This window comes from Caballeronia sp. LZ028, assembly GCF_031451415.1.
In the GTDB taxonomy this organism is placed as follows: domain Bacteria; phylum Pseudomonadota; class Gammaproteobacteria; order Burkholderiales; family Burkholderiaceae; genus Caballeronia; species Caballeronia zhejiangensis.
Genome location: NZ_JARUXN010000003.1, coordinates 1,077,216 through 1,093,117, shown reverse-complemented (window position 1 = coordinate 1,093,117; position 15,902 = coordinate 1,077,216). Strand labels below are relative to the sequence as shown.

16 protein-coding genes and 1 pseudogene are annotated in these 15,902 nt (G+C 59.8%); 6 read left to right on the top strand and 11 right to left on the bottom strand.

Annotation, left to right across the window (positions count from 1 at the left end; translation table 11 throughout):
- Window positions 1-124 precede the first annotated feature (124 nt).
- The 7 genes and pseudogenes from tssM to tssC form a co-directional block, all read right to left on the bottom strand.
- A pseudogene (tssM, locus tag QCE58_RS22190) lies at window positions 125-4,178 on the bottom strand (type VI secretion system membrane subunit TssM).
- A 34-nt stretch (window positions 4,179-4,212) separates the two neighbouring features.
- Window positions 4,213-5,517, bottom strand: a complete 1,305-nt coding sequence (gene tssL, locus QCE58_RS22185) for a type VI secretion system protein TssL, long form (protein WP_250522068.1) — start codon at window positions 5,515-5,517, stop codon at window positions 4,213-4,215.
- A gap of 89 nt (window positions 5,518-5,606) precedes the next feature.
- Entirely contained in the window at window positions 5,607-6,953 is a 1,347-nt protein-coding gene (tssK, locus tag QCE58_RS22180) for a type VI secretion system baseplate subunit TssK (RefSeq protein WP_250522099.1), read from the bottom strand.
- An 11-nt stretch (window positions 6,954-6,964) separates the two neighbouring features.
- Entirely contained in the window at window positions 6,965-7,480 is a 516-nt protein-coding gene (tssJ, locus tag QCE58_RS22175; RefSeq protein ID WP_250522067.1) for a type VI secretion system lipoprotein TssJ, read from the bottom strand.
- Window positions 7,481-7,560: 80 nt separating this feature from the next.
- Window positions 7,561-8,043 (bottom strand): type VI secretion system tube protein Hcp, encoded by a 483-nt coding sequence (locus QCE58_RS22170; protein ID WP_250457586.1) that lies wholly within the window; start codon window positions 8,041-8,043, stop codon window positions 7,561-7,563.
- An 89-nt stretch (window positions 8,044-8,132) separates the two neighbouring features.
- Window positions 8,133-8,537 carry a DUF2195 family protein gene (locus QCE58_RS22165; RefSeq protein ID WP_250457585.1) on the bottom strand — a complete coding sequence of 135 codons (405 nt, stop codon included), beginning with the start codon at window positions 8,535-8,537 and terminating at the stop codon, window positions 8,133-8,135.
- A 326-nt stretch (window positions 8,538-8,863) separates the two neighbouring features.
- Window positions 8,864-10,363, bottom strand: coding sequence for a type VI secretion system contractile sheath large subunit (tssC, locus tag QCE58_RS22160; RefSeq protein WP_250522066.1), 1,500 nt, complete (start codon window positions 10,361-10,363; stop codon window positions 8,864-8,866).
- A gap of 10 nt (window positions 10,364-10,373) precedes the next feature.
- Between tssC and QCE58_RS22155 the strand changes: the two genes are divergently transcribed.
- From QCE58_RS22155 to QCE58_RS22140, 4 genes are all read left to right on the top strand, one after another.
- Window positions 10,374-11,429, top strand: a complete 1,056-nt coding sequence (locus QCE58_RS22155) for a DUF6531 domain-containing protein (protein WP_250522065.1) — start codon at window positions 10,374-10,376, stop codon at window positions 11,427-11,429.
- 14 nt (window positions 11,430-11,443) lie between these two features.
- Window positions 11,444-11,761 carry a CHC2 zinc finger domain-containing protein gene (locus QCE58_RS22150; protein WP_250522064.1) on the top strand — a complete coding sequence of 106 codons (318 nt, stop codon included), beginning with the start codon at window positions 11,444-11,446 and terminating at the stop codon, window positions 11,759-11,761.
- Between the two features lie 227 nt (window positions 11,762-11,988).
- Window positions 11,989-12,693 carry a hypothetical protein gene (locus QCE58_RS22145; protein ID WP_250522063.1) on the top strand — a complete coding sequence of 235 codons (705 nt, stop codon included), beginning with the start codon at window positions 11,989-11,991 and terminating at the stop codon, window positions 12,691-12,693.
- A 462-nt stretch (window positions 12,694-13,155) separates the two neighbouring features.
- Window positions 13,156-13,533, top strand: a complete 378-nt coding sequence (locus QCE58_RS22140) for a hypothetical protein (RefSeq protein ID WP_250522062.1) — start codon at window positions 13,156-13,158, stop codon at window positions 13,531-13,533.
- Between the two features lie 16 nt (window positions 13,534-13,549).
- On the opposite strand, the gene QCE58_RS22135 is transcribed toward QCE58_RS22140, so the two are convergent.
- The 3 genes from QCE58_RS22135 to QCE58_RS22125 all read right to left on the bottom strand — a co-directional run bounded on the left by QCE58_RS22135 (window position 13,550) and on the right by QCE58_RS22125 (window position 14,062).
- A complete protein-coding gene (locus QCE58_RS22135; RefSeq protein WP_309780386.1) occupies window positions 13,550-13,630 on the bottom strand; it encodes a SymE family type I addiction module toxin in 81 nt (26 codons plus the stop codon).
- Window positions 13,631-13,792, bottom strand: a complete 162-nt coding sequence (locus QCE58_RS22130; protein ID WP_309780325.1) for a hypothetical protein — start codon at window positions 13,790-13,792, stop codon at window positions 13,631-13,633. It abuts the gene before it with no gap.
- Window positions 13,793-13,873: 81 nt separating this feature from the next.
- Window positions 13,874-14,062: a hypothetical protein gene (locus tag QCE58_RS22125; protein WP_250522061.1), complete on the bottom strand. Its 189-nt coding sequence runs from the start codon at window positions 14,060-14,062 to the stop codon at window positions 13,874-13,876.
- 214 nt (window positions 14,063-14,276) lie between these two features.
- Here QCE58_RS22125 and QCE58_RS22120 point away from each other — a divergent pair, with 214 nt between their 5' ends.
- Window positions 14,277-14,528 carry a hypothetical protein gene (locus QCE58_RS22120; RefSeq protein WP_250522060.1) on the top strand — a complete coding sequence of 84 codons (252 nt, stop codon included), beginning with the start codon at window positions 14,277-14,279 and terminating at the stop codon, window positions 14,526-14,528.
- On the opposite strand, the gene QCE58_RS22115 is transcribed toward QCE58_RS22120, so the two are convergent.
- Window positions 14,503-15,006: a response regulator gene (locus QCE58_RS22115; protein WP_250522059.1), complete on the bottom strand. Its 504-nt coding sequence runs from the start codon at window positions 15,004-15,006 to the stop codon at window positions 14,503-14,505. The two genes, QCE58_RS22120 and QCE58_RS22115, sit on opposite strands and share 26 nt — an antisense overlap.
- 226 nt (window positions 15,007-15,232) lie before the next feature.
- On the opposite strand from QCE58_RS22115, the gene QCE58_RS22110 reads away from it, so the two are divergent.
- Window positions 15,233-15,892: a glutathione S-transferase family protein gene (locus QCE58_RS22110; RefSeq protein WP_008348990.1), complete on the top strand. Its 660-nt coding sequence runs from the start codon at window positions 15,233-15,235 to the stop codon at window positions 15,890-15,892.
- Window positions 15,893-15,902: the final 10 nt, after the last annotated feature.

The window sequence follows — 15,902 nt, the reverse complement described above, 5'->3', positions numbered from 1 at the left end:
TCGTCGTGCAAGTAACCGGCGCCGCAAGCGTCGCGCTCGCTGCGCCGCGTCCACAATCCGCTCGACTATCTGGAGATAGCCCGATGAGCCTGTAACTCTACGCACATCCGTTTTACTCTTACTGTCAGAAAGTTTTGGTGGCGTTCTCCTCTCGACGTGCTTGACCTGTTTGCGTTGCATTTGCCGGAGCTGTCAACGCGGATGGCAGCCCCGGCGGTGGCCCGCTATCTGCAAGGTTGAACGTTGGCAGAGCGCTCGGGCAGTGAAATCCGGTGAGCACGTCGCTCGTGAGCGGATTTGCGACGCTCCCCGCGCTGGAGATATCGAGCGCGGCCTTACGGCCGTCGAAGTCGAACACCGCGCGCGTGCGGCCGAGCGTGGCGGTCTGCACGATCTGCCCGCGGCGCATCAGACGCATAAGGGCCCAAGGGCCGTCTGCGGCAATCGTCGATGTGTCCGCGCCGACCCGCGGGTTTGCCGTCAGTTCTACATGCACGCCGCCGCGCGGCCCCGGCCAGGAGAACTTCAGCGGCGTCACCGGACCGTGTTGATATTGTGTGCTTTGCCCGTCGATGTCGATGAGCAGGCCCAATATCGTCGGATCCAGTTCCGGGACGCGCAATTCGGCCTTCCACGCAAGCTGCTTGCCCTGATCGCCGAAAAAGACCTGACGGATGGCCTGTGCCTGCTGGAACGGTTCAAGGCTCGGTCCCTGCACCGGCTCGGTTGAACCCGGCAAGGTTCTGTAGCGCCATGGCTGGGAAGATGTGTCGACGAAGGGAGCGAGGTTCTTCGTGAAGAAATCGTCGATCAGGCCGCCTTGCGCAAATACGCGCGTGAAATCCTCGATGCTGATGTCGCGTTTGCTATCGGGCGCAAATGGATAGTTGCCTTCCACAGCGAGGCGGCATGCATCGCCGACCACCGCTTGCGTCTGACGCGACAGCAATTGACCGACACCGCCATTCACGTCGCGCGAGCCTTGGGCAGCAAGCTTCAACAAGACCTCGCGAAACGGCGCGGGCATCGTCGCCGCGGCCATCTTCAGCTTGGCCGAGGCATCGCTCGGCGGCGGAAGGCCGTTATTGACTAGCGCATTGTCGGCGATCGTGAGCGCCGTATAAGTCTCGCTGAGCAGGGTCGCCACGTTATCGAGGCCGAACTTGCCGGCGGATGCAGCGGCCGTTTGTCCTTCCTGCGCCGCTTGCGTGTTGCCCGTGACGATTTCACGCAGCGGAGAAAAGCGGTTATCGACCAGTTCGCGTTCGACGCGTTCTTGCGCGCGAATACCGAGCAACTTTGCTTTCTCGTCGAGCTTGCTCGCCGCCTTGTCGATGAGCGTACCGCTGGTGCCAGTGATCTTTTGTGTCAGCGTGGTTTCGCGTGCCGCTGCGCGGGCGAGACGCGCCAGCGGCGAATCGGGAGCCGCGAACGCGCGCAGGACCTGCAGATTGAACGCAAGGGTCGACCCCGTGATCGGCCGGATATCCGCAAGGAAGGCGTCCCACTGCAGCGCGTACTCGGTCAGATACAGCCGCCGGATGGCGTCGGTCAAAGCGTCGTCCACGTCTGCGGCGGCACGCGCGATCTCAAGCGTTTTTTTTTTGAGCTGTTTCGAGTCCGCCATCCGGCCAGCTCGAAAGATAGGCGCGGCCCATGACCCATGCGTCGTCATCGCGCGCTGCGCGTACGAATTCCGTCAGACGCTTATCGAATACGTTGCGATAACCGTCGAAGGTAAAAAGCCCGGGCACGCCGCGCGAGAGCGGATCACCGCTTGCGCGGGTGAACACTGTTCCGGCTTGCGGGCCGACCGCGCGCAAGAGCGTGAAATCGTCGGGCGCGTCCTGCCGCATCGCGGCTTTCGCGCGCTCGTAAAGCCGCTGGGTGCCGTTGCTCGTATCGAGAAACGCGCGCGCGCGCTCGATAAGCGCATCGTTGCGAATGAGCGGCGACTGAACGATGCGCTCGCCCGAGAAGAGTTGCTCCACATGGCCAAGCATCGACGCACGTCCGCCGAAAATCGATGCGCTATCGGTGCGCGACCAGTCGTCGAACACCCAGGTCTTGATCTCCTCGGCGTTGTATTTCGAGCGATCGTGCAGCATCAGGTAGACGCGTAGCGCCGCATACGTCGTGTGTGCATCCTTGCCGTCGATGGCCTCGGTGATGACCGCCTCCATACGACGCACGATCTGGGGGAGCAGGAGATTGTCCTGAAGTGCGCGGTAGGTTTGCTCGCTCGCGTTGACGACACTGGGCGCGGCATAAAGACCATAGCGGAATCCGGTGTCCGGATCGGCCAGATCGAGGCCGGTCCAGGCGGGCAGATAGCGAGCTTCGGTCAGCGTGTCGGGAATGAGCGCTGGTTTGGGCTCGCGATAAAGTTGCGTGACCTTGGCCGTGAGCGCCTGCGCTTTTCGCGCGATGACTTGCAGATAATCACCGTTGTTGCCGAAACTCACCCGCAGTGCAAGGGCCAGCCACACGAAGAGCGACACTACAACGGCGTGCCCCAGCAAACGCAGCGCCCGTGAGCGATATTCCCAGCGCAGATTCGGCCGCACCAGATGCGATTCGGGGAGAATCACCTTCGAAAAGACATCGCGCAAAAAGTGGCTGTGAGTGCTCGTTGACGTGGCGCTGCGGATTGGCGGCGGCAAATCGAATCCGGCGGCGAGACGCTGCATGATGGTCAACCGCTCGGGCTCCGCAGGAACTCCGCCCTGAGCCGCACTCGTGAAGTACACGCCGCGCAACATCGTGTGATGCTGAGTGTTGTCGTAGCGAGAGTCGAGGAACGTTTGCGCGAGCAGGCCCGAGAGCGGCGCAATGAGCGCAGAAAACGCTTCGGGCAAAGCGGCCAACTGACGGCGGCACTTCATGTCGTACTCGTCTTCGAGGCGCGTGTTGACACCTGCGGTCAGGCGCCCCGCCAATGCCGTGAGTTCATCCGCATAGCGCATTTCGAACGACGCATCTTCGAACGGCAGAGTGAAGCCCCAGATTTGGGCGCGGGTTTCCTCGGTTAGCGAGGAGAAATATTCGCCGAAACCCGGCAATCGATCCATTTGCGTGACGATGAAATACACGGGAAAGCGAATACCGAGCGTTGCGCGCAGATCCGTGAGACGTGCGCGCAATGCCTGGGCTTCGACTTCGCGCAGGGATGCATCAGGATGGGTGAGCAGATCGAGCTTGACGGTCAGCAATGCGCCATTGATCGGCGTGCGCGGACGGCAACGGCGCAGCAAGCGCAAGAAGCCAAACCATTCGTCGGTGTCGGCCTGACGGCGATAACCGGTCTGGTCGAATTCGGCCGAGCGCTTCTCTGACGATGGTTGCACGCCAGACAGTCTTTGGCTGAAAGTGTCGTCGAAGTTATGCGTCGGCGCTGTGGGGGGTGGCAGCGAATACCCGGAGCTGCCCGGATGCACGAAGTGCCCGGCAGTATCGATGAAGACTGCATCGTTGGTCAGCCACCAGTCCACCAATGCGTCCGACGACGAACGCTTCAAACTTGCGGGCAACGGTGCATTTCCTGTGAGCACCGCAAGCCCCGAGTTGCAAACCACGCGTGTTTTGCCTGATTCGGCCGAACCCAGTGCGATGAACCAAGGCAACTGATAGAGATGGCGTGTTCCCTGGAAGAGCCGCGCGACGCCTCGTGCGCCTGTATGCATCGTCTTGAGCCGATCGAGCGCGACATTCATGCGGGCCTCGATTTCCCGCAGTCGTGGGCTGGCCGCTGACGGGCCTTTGTCGCGATCGACCGCAAGCGTCATGCGCAGGAAGTCCGGGTCGCGGCGCATCCGTTGCCAGAGCCGATAGAGGACCGACATCGCGAAAAGCGCGATCACGACTGCAATCGCGATTACGCGCGCTTCGATCGGCGCGAACGGTGTCGTCTCGCCGAAGCTCAAGAGCGGTGCGGCATACCAGATGAGCAGGCAAAGCAGCGCAACGAAGACGGCGCCCATCGACCAGCGTTTGATCCAGAGCACGACGGCGCAAAACAGCAACGCAACGATCAGGACGCGCAGTGCGATGCTTTCGAGCGGCTTCAATCCGCCGAATGCGATGTACGGTCCAAGAAACCAGACGCCGAGCGCGAGCAATACCAGTACAAGCGATGCCAGGAACCCGCGCGAACTCAGAAACGATAGCAACTTCTTCATCTTTCAGTATCCGTTGTGATGCGGCGAGGGCGCGCTAGGGCGTCACGTTGATGGAGACGCGCCGGTTCAGCGCTCGGCCTTGAGCGGTGGCGTTGTCGCCGACAGGATCGGCGGCGCCTCGGCCGACGGCCTCCAGACGGTTCGCCGGTATGCCCGATGCCTGCAACATCTGCATGACCTGCGTGGCGCGCTCGAGCGAGAGCGCATCGTTGGAAGTAAACTGGCGGCTCGTTACCGGCACGCTATCGGTATAGCCCGTTACGGTGACCTTGCCCGGCACCTTGACCACTTCGCGTGCGATCTTCGCGATCAACGGGGCCATCGAGCTATGCACCGTGATGCCGCCCGGAGCGAACATCGCGTCGCCGCGGAACGTCACGCCGCTGTGACTCGCGTCTTCATCTACGCTGACCGTGCCCGCGGTAATTTCTTCTTTCAGCAGTTCGCGCAGACGAGGCAGACGTGGCGCGGGCGGCGGCGTCATCTTCCCGATATCGACGATCAGCTTTTCGACCGACGCGCCATCGGAGAGCAATTGATATTTGAACCAGCCGAAGAGCCCGAGCAGAACGACGCCCAACAGCGTGAAGCTGATCCAGACAGGAAAGTCATACACCGATAGGCGCTCGCCGCGCGCATCGGATGATGCATGGGGCGACAACGCAACAGCGAGCGGCTTTCTGTGCGCCTGAATTTCGTGATAGAGCCGCTGGCGAATCGCGTCATGCTTGCGTGCGCCGTCTGCTTCATGTGCAAAGCGGCCCATGAAGCCGAGACTGAGAACGCGGAAGATCACCTCGAGCAAATCGTGGTGCTCGTGCGGCTGACTGAGCAGGCGGCCGATCAGCAAATAGATCTTGACGCCGCCCTGACGGTCTTCGTGAAACTCGGTGGCGAGGCCGTCCCGGATCCACGCCACGCCCGATTCGCGCTTGCCCCAAGTGGTCTGCATGGCCGCTTCATCGAGCGCAGTACAAAGGCAATAGCGCGCACCAAGCATGTGTTCGCGGCGAACGTTGGCTTGTTCGCACAGGCGCTGAAAGGCACGCACTTCTTCCTTGAGCAGCGCGTGTAGCGTGGTGATCTGGATGCTCGTCAGCGTATCCGGTATCTCGGCGAGCGCGCGCAAGAGCGGGCGGCTCGCTTCGAGCAGCGGATTGGTCGCCTGTTCGATGGCGCACAATCGGGCGGATGCCGGCTCGCCGGGCGGAATGCGCTTGATGTATTCCGCAGTTAGCGCTTCGTCGAGTCTCTCATCGTCTTTTGATTGCGCCTGATCGCCGCCGAACGTCGGCTCCTCATGCCAGTTTGGCTTCGATGTCAGGTACGCGTCATCCATGTCCCGCTCCTCATCATTCTTCTATGCCTTATGGACGTGCGCGATGCGCGCACGGTACCGACGCCTTCCGTGCCAGGTTCTGAATGCGATCAACCACGTACACCCCAGAGTTGCAACTGGAGCGCCGGAAATTCGCCTGCGACGTGCAACGCGATGCCGCCGTGCTTCGAGACCATGTCCCATAGCGGACCGCTTTGCTCGATCTGGTAGTACACGTAGCCTGCGTTGAATGGAATCTGACGAGGAGGAACAGGCATGGATTGCATGCCGATGCCCGGTAGATGTGCGCGCACCAGATCGGGCAACCGTTCGGAGGGACCGATCTTGGCCTGCGTTGCGAATTGCTGTGCGAGCGCATCAGGCGGCATCTGAGCGGACACGGCCAGCACGAGTGCAGAGAAGCCGCGCATCTCCGCCGGTTCGATCGACGCGTTGCGCATGCCATAACCCGCGTCCTTGAGTGCGATGCTTTGCGCGCTGCGTACGAGCACCGCATTCAGCAGCCATTGGGTGTCGTCGACCAATGGCCTAAGACAGACGTGCGGTTCGCTATGCTGATATGGCGGATGTGAGTCGAGCGGCCGGCGCGTGCTGGGGCGCACGTACGTCGACAGTTCACCCGCCATGCTCAACAACAGCGCATAGAGTTCCGCAGGCGATGTGCTCGGTATGCGGCGCAAATGCTGCAGCAACGGCTCATAGCGGTTGAGCGTCTGCAACAGCATGTAGTCCGACACTTCGGCGACCGTACCCGCTTGACCATCGCTGCCTGTAAGGCGTTCCGCGAGCCGATTGGCGCGCATGCGGGCGAGATCGTGAATATCGCCGAGCCAGGTGGTCAGCAACTGGCTCGCTCCATAGCCCGATACTGGCGGCACAAGCGTCTTGTCGAGTTCGATGCTGCCATCCGCACGTAACGCATTGATCTTCGTGAGCGGCAAGCCGATCCATGCATCGGTCAACTCCTTTTTGGGTAAGAGACGCAGCCGCAGATTCGACAATTGCACGGTTTTGAAACCCTGACCGATGGAATTGGCATCGCGAACGTCGGTATCGAAGACGGCATACCGCGCGAGGGAATCGGAAGCGTTCTCAAAGCTGGTTTCTTCGCCATTGGGGACGCGAATCGGTACGGCAAGGTAGATGACTTGTTCGAGATGCTCGTGACGCACCGTGAACGGCGCTGGCGGCGGGGTACTGCCCGGCATGTCGAAAGGTGTGCCATCGGCGAAGACGCCGCTTGCCGATCTGACGATGACTTTGCCCAGCGAGAGTGCCTCTTCTTCAATCTCATAGTGCGAGAAGCCGAAGAAAAACGGCGACAGGGGCGCCGCGCGCTTGTGCGCGAAATGTTCGAGATAGCGCTCTTGCTGCTGGAACAATTGCGGGCGCAGGAAGAGCCCTTCGCTCCAGGTGACTTTGTTATGCCAACTCATAGAGATAGCCTTTACTTGTTCCGTGACTCGGCATCGATGATGCTGATCGAATTCGAATCGACATCGACGGTGAGTTTCAGTCTTGGCGCGCGCCGGTACCACGCAGCTGAGGGTCTGGCAGGCAGCGGCCAGGTGGCGCGCCAGACGGCATTGGGCAAGTCGCGATAGCCGGCGATAACGCCAAGGGTCGTGCTCGCGTCGTTGGCGTTGCGCACGACGGTCTTGCTTTCGCCGGGGCGCAACAGGAACTGATCGCGTGCGGCGAGGTCGTCGGCGAGCACGGTCTTGTCCTTGTCCTGCAGGGAGTAGAAGTCGGCTTGATTGAAGGCGTCCGCGTTCTTCAACTCGTACACACGCACGAGGATGGGTGCGGGACGCTTTCGATCGTCGAGATTGACGCTCGACGAAGCGTTGATCGATAGCGTGAGTTTGAGCGGTTCGACCGGCGGGAGAGGGGCATTGCCCGTGCAGGCCGCGAGCATCAATGCAACGACACAATAGCAGAGGTAAGCGGACGGAAGGCGCATGGAATTTGAGGGAGCGCCGCACCCGGCGACACATTCGCGAGGTGCGGCCATTCAAAAGGCAAAAGAGGAAAGACCGGGGCTTATGCTTCCTTGTTGCCCTTGATGTCAAACGCCGCGGTCACCGCGCCGCCGCTGCCACCTTGCGCGTTTTGCACGATGTACTCCTGCTTGACCTTGGAGAAGGAAAGCTGCACCTGCTCACGCAATCCGGTGTCGCTATTGCTTCCCGATGGCTGCACGCGCGTGACCACCACGTCGCTCATCGTGATTTTCACGTATTCGAGCGGACTCCCGCCGGCCTTGCGAACGGTCAGTACGGCCTGGTCGATGTGTTTGCCGGTGAGGCAATACTTCATCAGGTTCGGGCTTGCGCGGTCCATGAAATGTTCGAAGGTCAGGTCGTCGACGGAGGCTTTACCCGCACCGCCACCGCTGCCCGAATGCATTGAGGAAGTCTGTGACATGCTCCAGCCCCAGTGCGTTACCTCGATTTCACCCTTGTGAGATGCGTCTTGCGATTCACCGTCGATGCCGTTGATCTTCAGAAAGATATCCATACTCATGTTTTCCACTCCTTTTCTTGCGTTACGGTTTTAAACAAGGCAGGGCAGGCGACCGTTTGCACAGCGCCTTCCCGCTTTCCGAGAATTAGTTACGCGCCCGCGCATCCGAACCAGAGCTTCAACGGAGGATTGGCCTGCGCGCGATTTTTCCGACCGAGAGTCAGTTGGCGCCGGGCGCCGCCGAGCAGCGTGAAGCGTTCGCGCGCCAGGCGATTGCCCTTTGCGTCCTCGACGTGATACGCGATCTGACGCGAAGTGCACCCACATTCGGAGAGTTCGCGATTCATCGAGATGTGCGCGTTGGCCACGAGGTTTCCCTCCTTCTGCACCGGTGTTTCGAGCTTTACATCGATGCATTGAGACACCGAGTTCTCGATGTCGATCGTGGGCTGCGCATTGCATAGCACGGGCATAAGCAGGGCTGTTGCCGCGCACCACAAGGTTGCTCGGTTAAAGAACAAGCGTTCCTCCGTTGGTCGCGCGCCCCGGTACATACGCTACTTTCAGCACTAGCGACGAGCGTCGCGTCGTTTGAACGAAGCTCTTTAACGCGATGAAGAACGAAGGTTGAATCTCGATGCAGCCGTGCGAGAAGCCTTTCGTGGAATCGTGAATATAAAAGCCTTTGCGGCCGAAGGTCTCGGTTCCTTTCATAGGTTCCAGGCGAGCTTCCGTTCCATTCGAGGACTTGTCCGTCGTACAACATGTCATGCATTCTTTGCTCTCCTGCTTACAGGAAACGCAGAGGTTGGCTTGTTGGCTCAAACCGAGCCAACAAGGGAATCCAGACCACGTAGAGTCAAGCCATCGCCACATGTCTTCAGGCCACGTCCTTCACGGACGGCAGGCGCGCCACCAGCCGCAGCGACACCGTCAAGCCCTCGAGCTGGAAGTGCGGACGCAGGAAGAACTTGGCCGAGTAATAGCCGGGATTGCCTTCGATTTCCTCGACCACAACCTCTGCCGCGGCCAGCGGCCGGCTCGCCTTGGTGTCCTGCGACGAGTTCGCGGGGTCGGCATCGACGTAATTCATGATCCATCCGTTCAACCACTGCTGCATCTCTTCGCGCTCACGGAAGCTGCCGATCTTGTCTCGCACGATGCACTTCAGGTAGTGCGCAAAGCGCGAGCAGGCGAACAAGTACGGCAGACGTGCCGAGAGATTCGCATTGGCCGTCGCGTCCGCGTCGTAATACTCCGCGGGCCGCTGCAACGATTGCGCGCCGATGAAAGTCGCGTGATCCGTGTTCTTGCGATGAATCAGCGGAATGAAACCGTTTTTCGACAGTTCAGCTTCGCGTCGATCGGAAATCGCGATCTCCGTCGGGCACTTCATGTCGATGCCGCCGTCGTCGGTTGGGAAGGTATGGCAGGGCAGGTTTTCTACCGTGCCGCCCGATTCCACGCCGCGGATCAACGAACACCAGCCGTATTGCTTGAACGACCGGTTGATGTTGACGCCCATCGCGTACGCAGCATTGGCCCACGCATAATTGCGATGATCCGCGCCGTCGGTCTCTTCCTCGAAATCGAATTCATCGACCGGATTGGTGATCGCGCCATAAGGCAGGCGCGAGAGAAAACGCGGCATCGCCAGGCCGATGTAACGCGCGTCCTCGGTGCTGCGCAGTGAATTCCACGGCGCATATTCCAGGTTTTGCGCAAAGATCTTGGTCAGGTCGCGCGGATTGGCGAGTTCTTGCCACGACTCCATCTGCAACACGGACGGCGACGCACCAGAGATGAACGGTGTGTGCGCCGCCGCCGCAACTTTAGCGATCGATCCGAGCAGATCGACATCGGGTGGCGTGTGGTCAAAATAGTAGTCGGCCACGAGACAACCATACGGTTCGCCGCCCAGTTGACCGTACTCTTCTTCATAGATCTGCTTGAAGAGCGGACTTTGATCCCACGCGATGCCCTTGTAGCGCTTCATCGTGCGCCGCAGTTCGTCCTTCGCGACGTCCATGAAGCGAATCTTCAGGCGCTCGTCGGTCTCCGTGTTCGACACCAGATGATGCAGACCACGCCACGCCGATTCCAGCTTCTGAAAGTCCGCGTGATGCAGTATCAGATTGATCTGCTCGGATAGCTTGTGGTCTATCTGCGCGATGATCGCCTCGATACTCTTATACGCGTCGTCACTGACGACGATCGACTGTTGAAGTGCCTGTTCCGCGAGCGTTTGCACGGCGAGTTCGACGGATTCGCGTGCCTGATCCGTCTTGGGCCGGAATTCCTGTTCGAGCAGTTGCGCGAAGTCGCTGTGTTGCGCGTGTGCCTTGGCGGTGGCGGCGTTTGTGATTGCAACAGGTTCCACCAATGTGTACGTGAACGATCGTCAGGCCGCACGGGTGGAGTTCAGCTCGGTCGCCTGCGACAAACATCCTCCGGTCAAGCGCATTGCCGAGGGCTCGACCAATATCTTCATTAATGACCAGGCCGCGGCGCGTAAGGATGATCGCACCGAATGCGACGCAACGGTCGATGATGGATCGAACAATGTCTTCTTCGGCGGCGACCGCAAACAGTACCTTGAAATCGCCCCTGAAATTCCTGACAGTCTGCGCACCGCAGTCAACGTAGCGTTCGTGGTTGCGGGCATAGTGGGAGGTCTTGCGGGCGCTGCACGGCAGGCGCTGAAAGCAGGCACACCGTTCGGGCTGAAGTGCGCCGGAAAATTCGTTGCGGGACAGGTGGTCGGTGTCCTTGCCAGCGAAGCCGTTGGGAGGTATGTCATTGGCCCGGCGATTAATGGCTTGGTGGGGCATCCAGTCGATGTGACCTCTGGACGAAAGGTCATTCTGCCGGAAGTCGATTTTGCGCTTCCGGGTCGCTTCCCCGCGGTCTGTTCCCGGTTTTATTCAAGCACATTGAGTGAACCGGGGTTGTTGGGTCTAGGCTGGCGGCTGGATTGGGAAACATCGCTTCACCGTACAAATGATGAGCTGATATATCGAGGTCCGCAAGGTCGACCGATTCACTTTCCACTGCTCGAAGCTGGACAGCAGTTGTTCGACACCGAGGAGCAGATCTATTTCTCGCGTGCGCTTGATGGCCGTTACATCGTCCATACGCTGACACGGCACTACTTCGTTTTCGGAGAGTTCGACACGGACGAGTGCGCGCGACTTGTGCTCATGGAGGGGCCGGAAGGCGAGCATATCGCTCTGGATTGGAATCGGGCGGGAGAGCTGGAGCAGATTACGGCTCACGGTGGCTATCGTTTGCGCTTGCATCACGACGACGTGCGCGGTCGTTTGAGTAGTGTGGAATTGGTTGCAGGCAGTGCGCCAAGGATGCTGGTCCGCTACGGTTACGATGCGAACGGTTACCTGGATTCGGTTACGGATAGTGCCGGCACAGTGACGCGGCGCTTCGGATAAAGGCCGAGGTATCGGTGGAGCAACTGGTGCGCGCGCAGGGCGTGGCGTTGTCGAAGTCGGGTAAGGATTGGCGGGGGCGGTGTCCGTTCCATGAGGATTCGACGCCCTCGCTGGTGGTGAGCCCTGCAAAGAACCTGTGGAACTGCTTTGGCTGCGGCGTGGGCGGCGGTCCGGTGGACTGGGTGATGAAAGCAAGGGGCGTTTCGTTTCGGCACGCGGTGGAGTTGCTGCGCGAGGGGATGCCTGCTTTAGCGGCTAAAGGAATGATCAAGGCGGCGGGCGTGGCGCGCTCGACGGTGACGGCGGCGATGCCTTGCACCTTGCGGGGCTAATTGATACGGCTACGATTCAAAGTTCGCACCCCTCGGAGGGTGAGTTCGCACCCTCAACGCACCCCCAAAACACCGTCAAAACACTCCGTTCGCACGCTGCGCAAAATTCCTCTGAGGCGTATGGCATAAGGCCGAGCGCGAATGAACAAGTGAACGGCGCAAAAATGCACGTCTATCGAGAAAAAAATCCTGAGTGCGTCGTATCGTACCCGCAGGAGTGCATGTAAATGGCCTATCAGCCGGTGCGCCCGAACAAGCGGATCAAGGGCCGCAAGATGGCGGCGTACAGCCGCCGCAAGATGCCGCAGAAACTGGAGGCCGATGTGCTGCCGGACTGGCTGGCGTATTTGCACGCGCATGCTGAATGGTTGCGGATGATGGCGTATTCGGAGAGCACGGTGACAACCGGTCATCGTGCGCTGGTGGACTTCGTGCGCTGGTGTGCGTTGCGGGCGATCGACGGGCCGCAGCACTTGACGGTGAAGGTGCTGGAACAGTACGCGCTTCATCCAGGCGATGCTCGGGCACGCGTCATTGGCGACGACGCAGATTTACACGATGGTGTCGGTGGAGAACGGCCCCGCCCGCCCGGTGCGTCTGCTGCGCTCGGGCTTCAGCCCTGCGGGCTTACGCGCCGTGCTCGCAGCCGCGCCTCCCGTCCGCCCCCAAGGGGCTCCCCAATGTGCGCCGCTGCGCGGCGAAATCAACAGCAACGAAAAGGCGCGGTTTGGCATGCGGTGCAAGCCGAAAACCCGTCTTGCACCGCATGTCCGAGCGTGGAGAACCGCTGGCCGTCAAGGCCAAGCCCTGGCGGGCGCTGCGCGGCCTTGACGGGTTTGGCGTGGCTGGACTGCATGTGCTCGGGGTTCCGCCGCGTCTGCCGTCTTCCTTCGGTCGTCGGCCTGCGGCCGCCGTCAGCCACGGCGGCTTGATGAGGCACAGGAATCGGATGAATCGTGTGGATCGTCTGGTTGATGGGCAGCTAAACTCGCGTCTGGGAAAAATTCCCCTGATCAGCGGGATTGAATGGCTGAAAGCCTTGCAGGCTAAGGGAGAGCGGCCCGCGCGGGAGGAGCGCATGTCAGGGTAAAAAGTTTATCAGTATGCGCCTAACCCGATCGGGTGGATTGATCCGTGGGGGCTTGCGACTGTTGATGCCATTTTCGAAATGGCGGGAAGGGTTTTTACGGGGGTGAACCCAACTGAGCGTGTTCCGCGAATCGCAAGCGAAGCCTAAAGAATATGGCGCAGCACTTAGGACTTGATGAACTCACTATTCATGAAAAAGCCACGGGAAAAATTTATAAATTCTCGGGAGACGATTTTAATAAAGTTCGTAACGGTGGAAAGGGTTTCAAGAACAATAGCGGGGCATGCTGACGGAGGGATTTCAGATGAAGGCTTTAAAAGTTCTGATTGACAAGGATTTCGAAGACGACGGGCTTTATGCAGTGACGCTCTGGGTTGATTCGGAGCCGCCACGGTATATTTCTATTTCTCGTGATGCGTTTGAGGAGCCAAAATTTGTATATGTAGAAGCGCAAGATCAAATTTATGGCAAAAAAACTAAAAATCTAAAGTACTCGCTTTATGACTCGGCATTGGATTTGTATTTCCTGCCGGACTCAGAGGACTGCTTTCACTGGAATAATAGTAGGAAAGTTTCGATTGAAATAGATAAAGAAGATCGAGATGCAATGCAGTCGACTTTGAATAATATTTTTCTGATAGACGCCAGTTCTGATCATGATGCTGGTTCGGGTGGCCGCTGACGCGGCCACCCGAACGTTATTCGGCAGTGATGGTCAGCCGCCCATGTTCAACGTTAATTCTCACGCGCTGGCCTGCTTCGAAGCCTGCGTGTTCGATTCACCGCCCGGCGAGTTTGAGCCACGGATAAAGCGGCGGCTCGGTGCGTTTGACATGGGGCTTGCCCCACCAGTTAGTGTTGTGGTTCTCGCGCCGTGACTGCTGAATAGTCACGAAGCGTTCCGTGACAGGTGGACGTGCTTTAACATTGGCATTAGCCATGATCAACTCCTTGCTTGAGTTGGTGGTGGTCAGCGAGCCGCATGGGTTGCCGCCCTTGCGGCTCGCGCTTTTACTGCCTTGCTATCTCGCCATAAGTTTCGACATCTGCGAGCGTTTGACGAGACTGTCCATCAAAACGATCAGCGCTTGCTGATCCTCGTCCGAAGGTAAATCCATCTGTTCGTAAAGCTCATGCAGCCGCGGGTTGTGAATGCGCGGTTCAGCGGGCGGCTCAAGTCCGACGAGCGAATCCACGCTGGTTTGCAGCACTTGAGCGATCCGCACCACTGCATCGAGCTCGCGCTCTTTTCCGCTTTGCTGTCTCACCATAAGCCACTACGCGCATAAGCCGATCCATCAAAGACCCGGTCGATAAGAAAGAGCGGCGCTCCCGCACGAATCCGAATTCTCTAGTGTCCGCATCGGGCGGACGCGTCTAAAGTGTGGCTTTCACTGCGCTCAACGAGCAAAAACGCTGCGCGCAATGGTGCAAGTCGTCAGCCATGCAAAAGAAACCGAGGACAGCGCCGCGCTCGTCAAGCCGCTCATGGAACTGATCCGCATGCACGTCGACGAAATCGAGCCGCTATTCAAGTCGCTCGATCAGCGCGCATACGAAAAGGGATTCGAAGACGGGCGAGACGTCGGATTCCCGAAGAGCAAGAATCCGCACGAAATCGCCAAAGTACCGGCGGATAACGTCGCCGCAGTCAGACCCGCACGGTCAACTGCGTGACGCTCATGCTTTCGCCGCAATAGTCGGGCGCGGCATCGGAAGAAACGGCGGCGTCGCGATAAGCGGCGATGCGCGCCGAGACGATCCCTGTCGCGCCGGAAAGCACGCGCTCGCATACGCGTTCGAACTCGCCCGCGCCCTCGCGCATGCTCACGAGGCCCGCCGCGCCTGCGCGCTGCGTCTCGGCGAGCGCGTGGGCGTTGGTTCCGTCGGTGAAAACGACGACCGGCGTATCCGGACACGCCGCGCGCAGCTCCCGCAAAAACGCGAAGTCGTCAGCCGGCGAGCCTTCCATGCCGCAACTCAGCACGATTACGTCGTAGCTCGTCGTCTTCAGCCTCGCGAGCAATTTATCGGCGTTCCTGACGCACGCCGACACCCGAAACCGGTCACTCGACTCGAACCAGCTTTGCAGCCCATATAAAACGACGGGGCGATCGTCGGCAAAGACGATCTCGATTTTGCTTTTGCGCTTCATTCTTTTAGACCGGCCTCGACGGACAATGCACACGATGTCCGGGTTGGAATTTCTTCGAGCGCGCACGTTAGCAAATCGGCAGCGTTCACGCTGCGGCGCACAACAAAATTTCTCGATTCATGGTCGATCCGTAGCGCTGCCGTTCGTCGTGGAAGTAGCCGGCGCTGCAAATGTCGCGATCGCTGCGCCGCGTCCGCAATCCGCTCGACTATCTGGAGACAGCCCGATGAGCCTGCAACTCTATGCACATCCGTTTTCGTCTTACTGTCAGAAAGTTCTGGTGGCGCTGTACGAGAACGGCACGCCGTTCGAATGGCGCGCGCTGACACCCGAAACGCCGCATTCGATGGCCGAACTCGCCGAAATCTGGCCGATGAAGCGCTTTCCCGTGCTCGTCGACGACGGCAGCCCGGTGATCGAATCCACGGTCATCATCGAATATCTCGGGCTGTATCACGCCGGCCCGGTGCGCCTCGTTCCCGACGATCCGCGCGCCGCGCTCGAAACGCGCTGGATGGATCGTTTCTTCGACAACTACGTGTCCACGCCGCAGCAGAAGATCGTTTTCGACGCGATGCGCGATCCGCACGAGCGCGACGCGCGCGGCGTCGCCGATGCCCGCGCGATGCTCGACACGTCGTACGCGTTTCTCGATCGCAAGATGTCCGCGCGCGAATGGGCGGCGGGCGACGCGTTCAGCCTCGCGGATTGCGGCGCCGCGCCGTTCCTGTTCTATGCGGACTGGTGTCATCGCATCGCGGAGCGGTATTCGAACGTGATCGCGTATCGCAAGCGGCTGCTCGCGCGGCCGTCGTTCGCGCGCGCCGTCGACGAAGCGCGGCCTTACCGGTCGCTGTTTCCGCTCGGCGCGCCGGATCGCGACTGAATCGCCCATT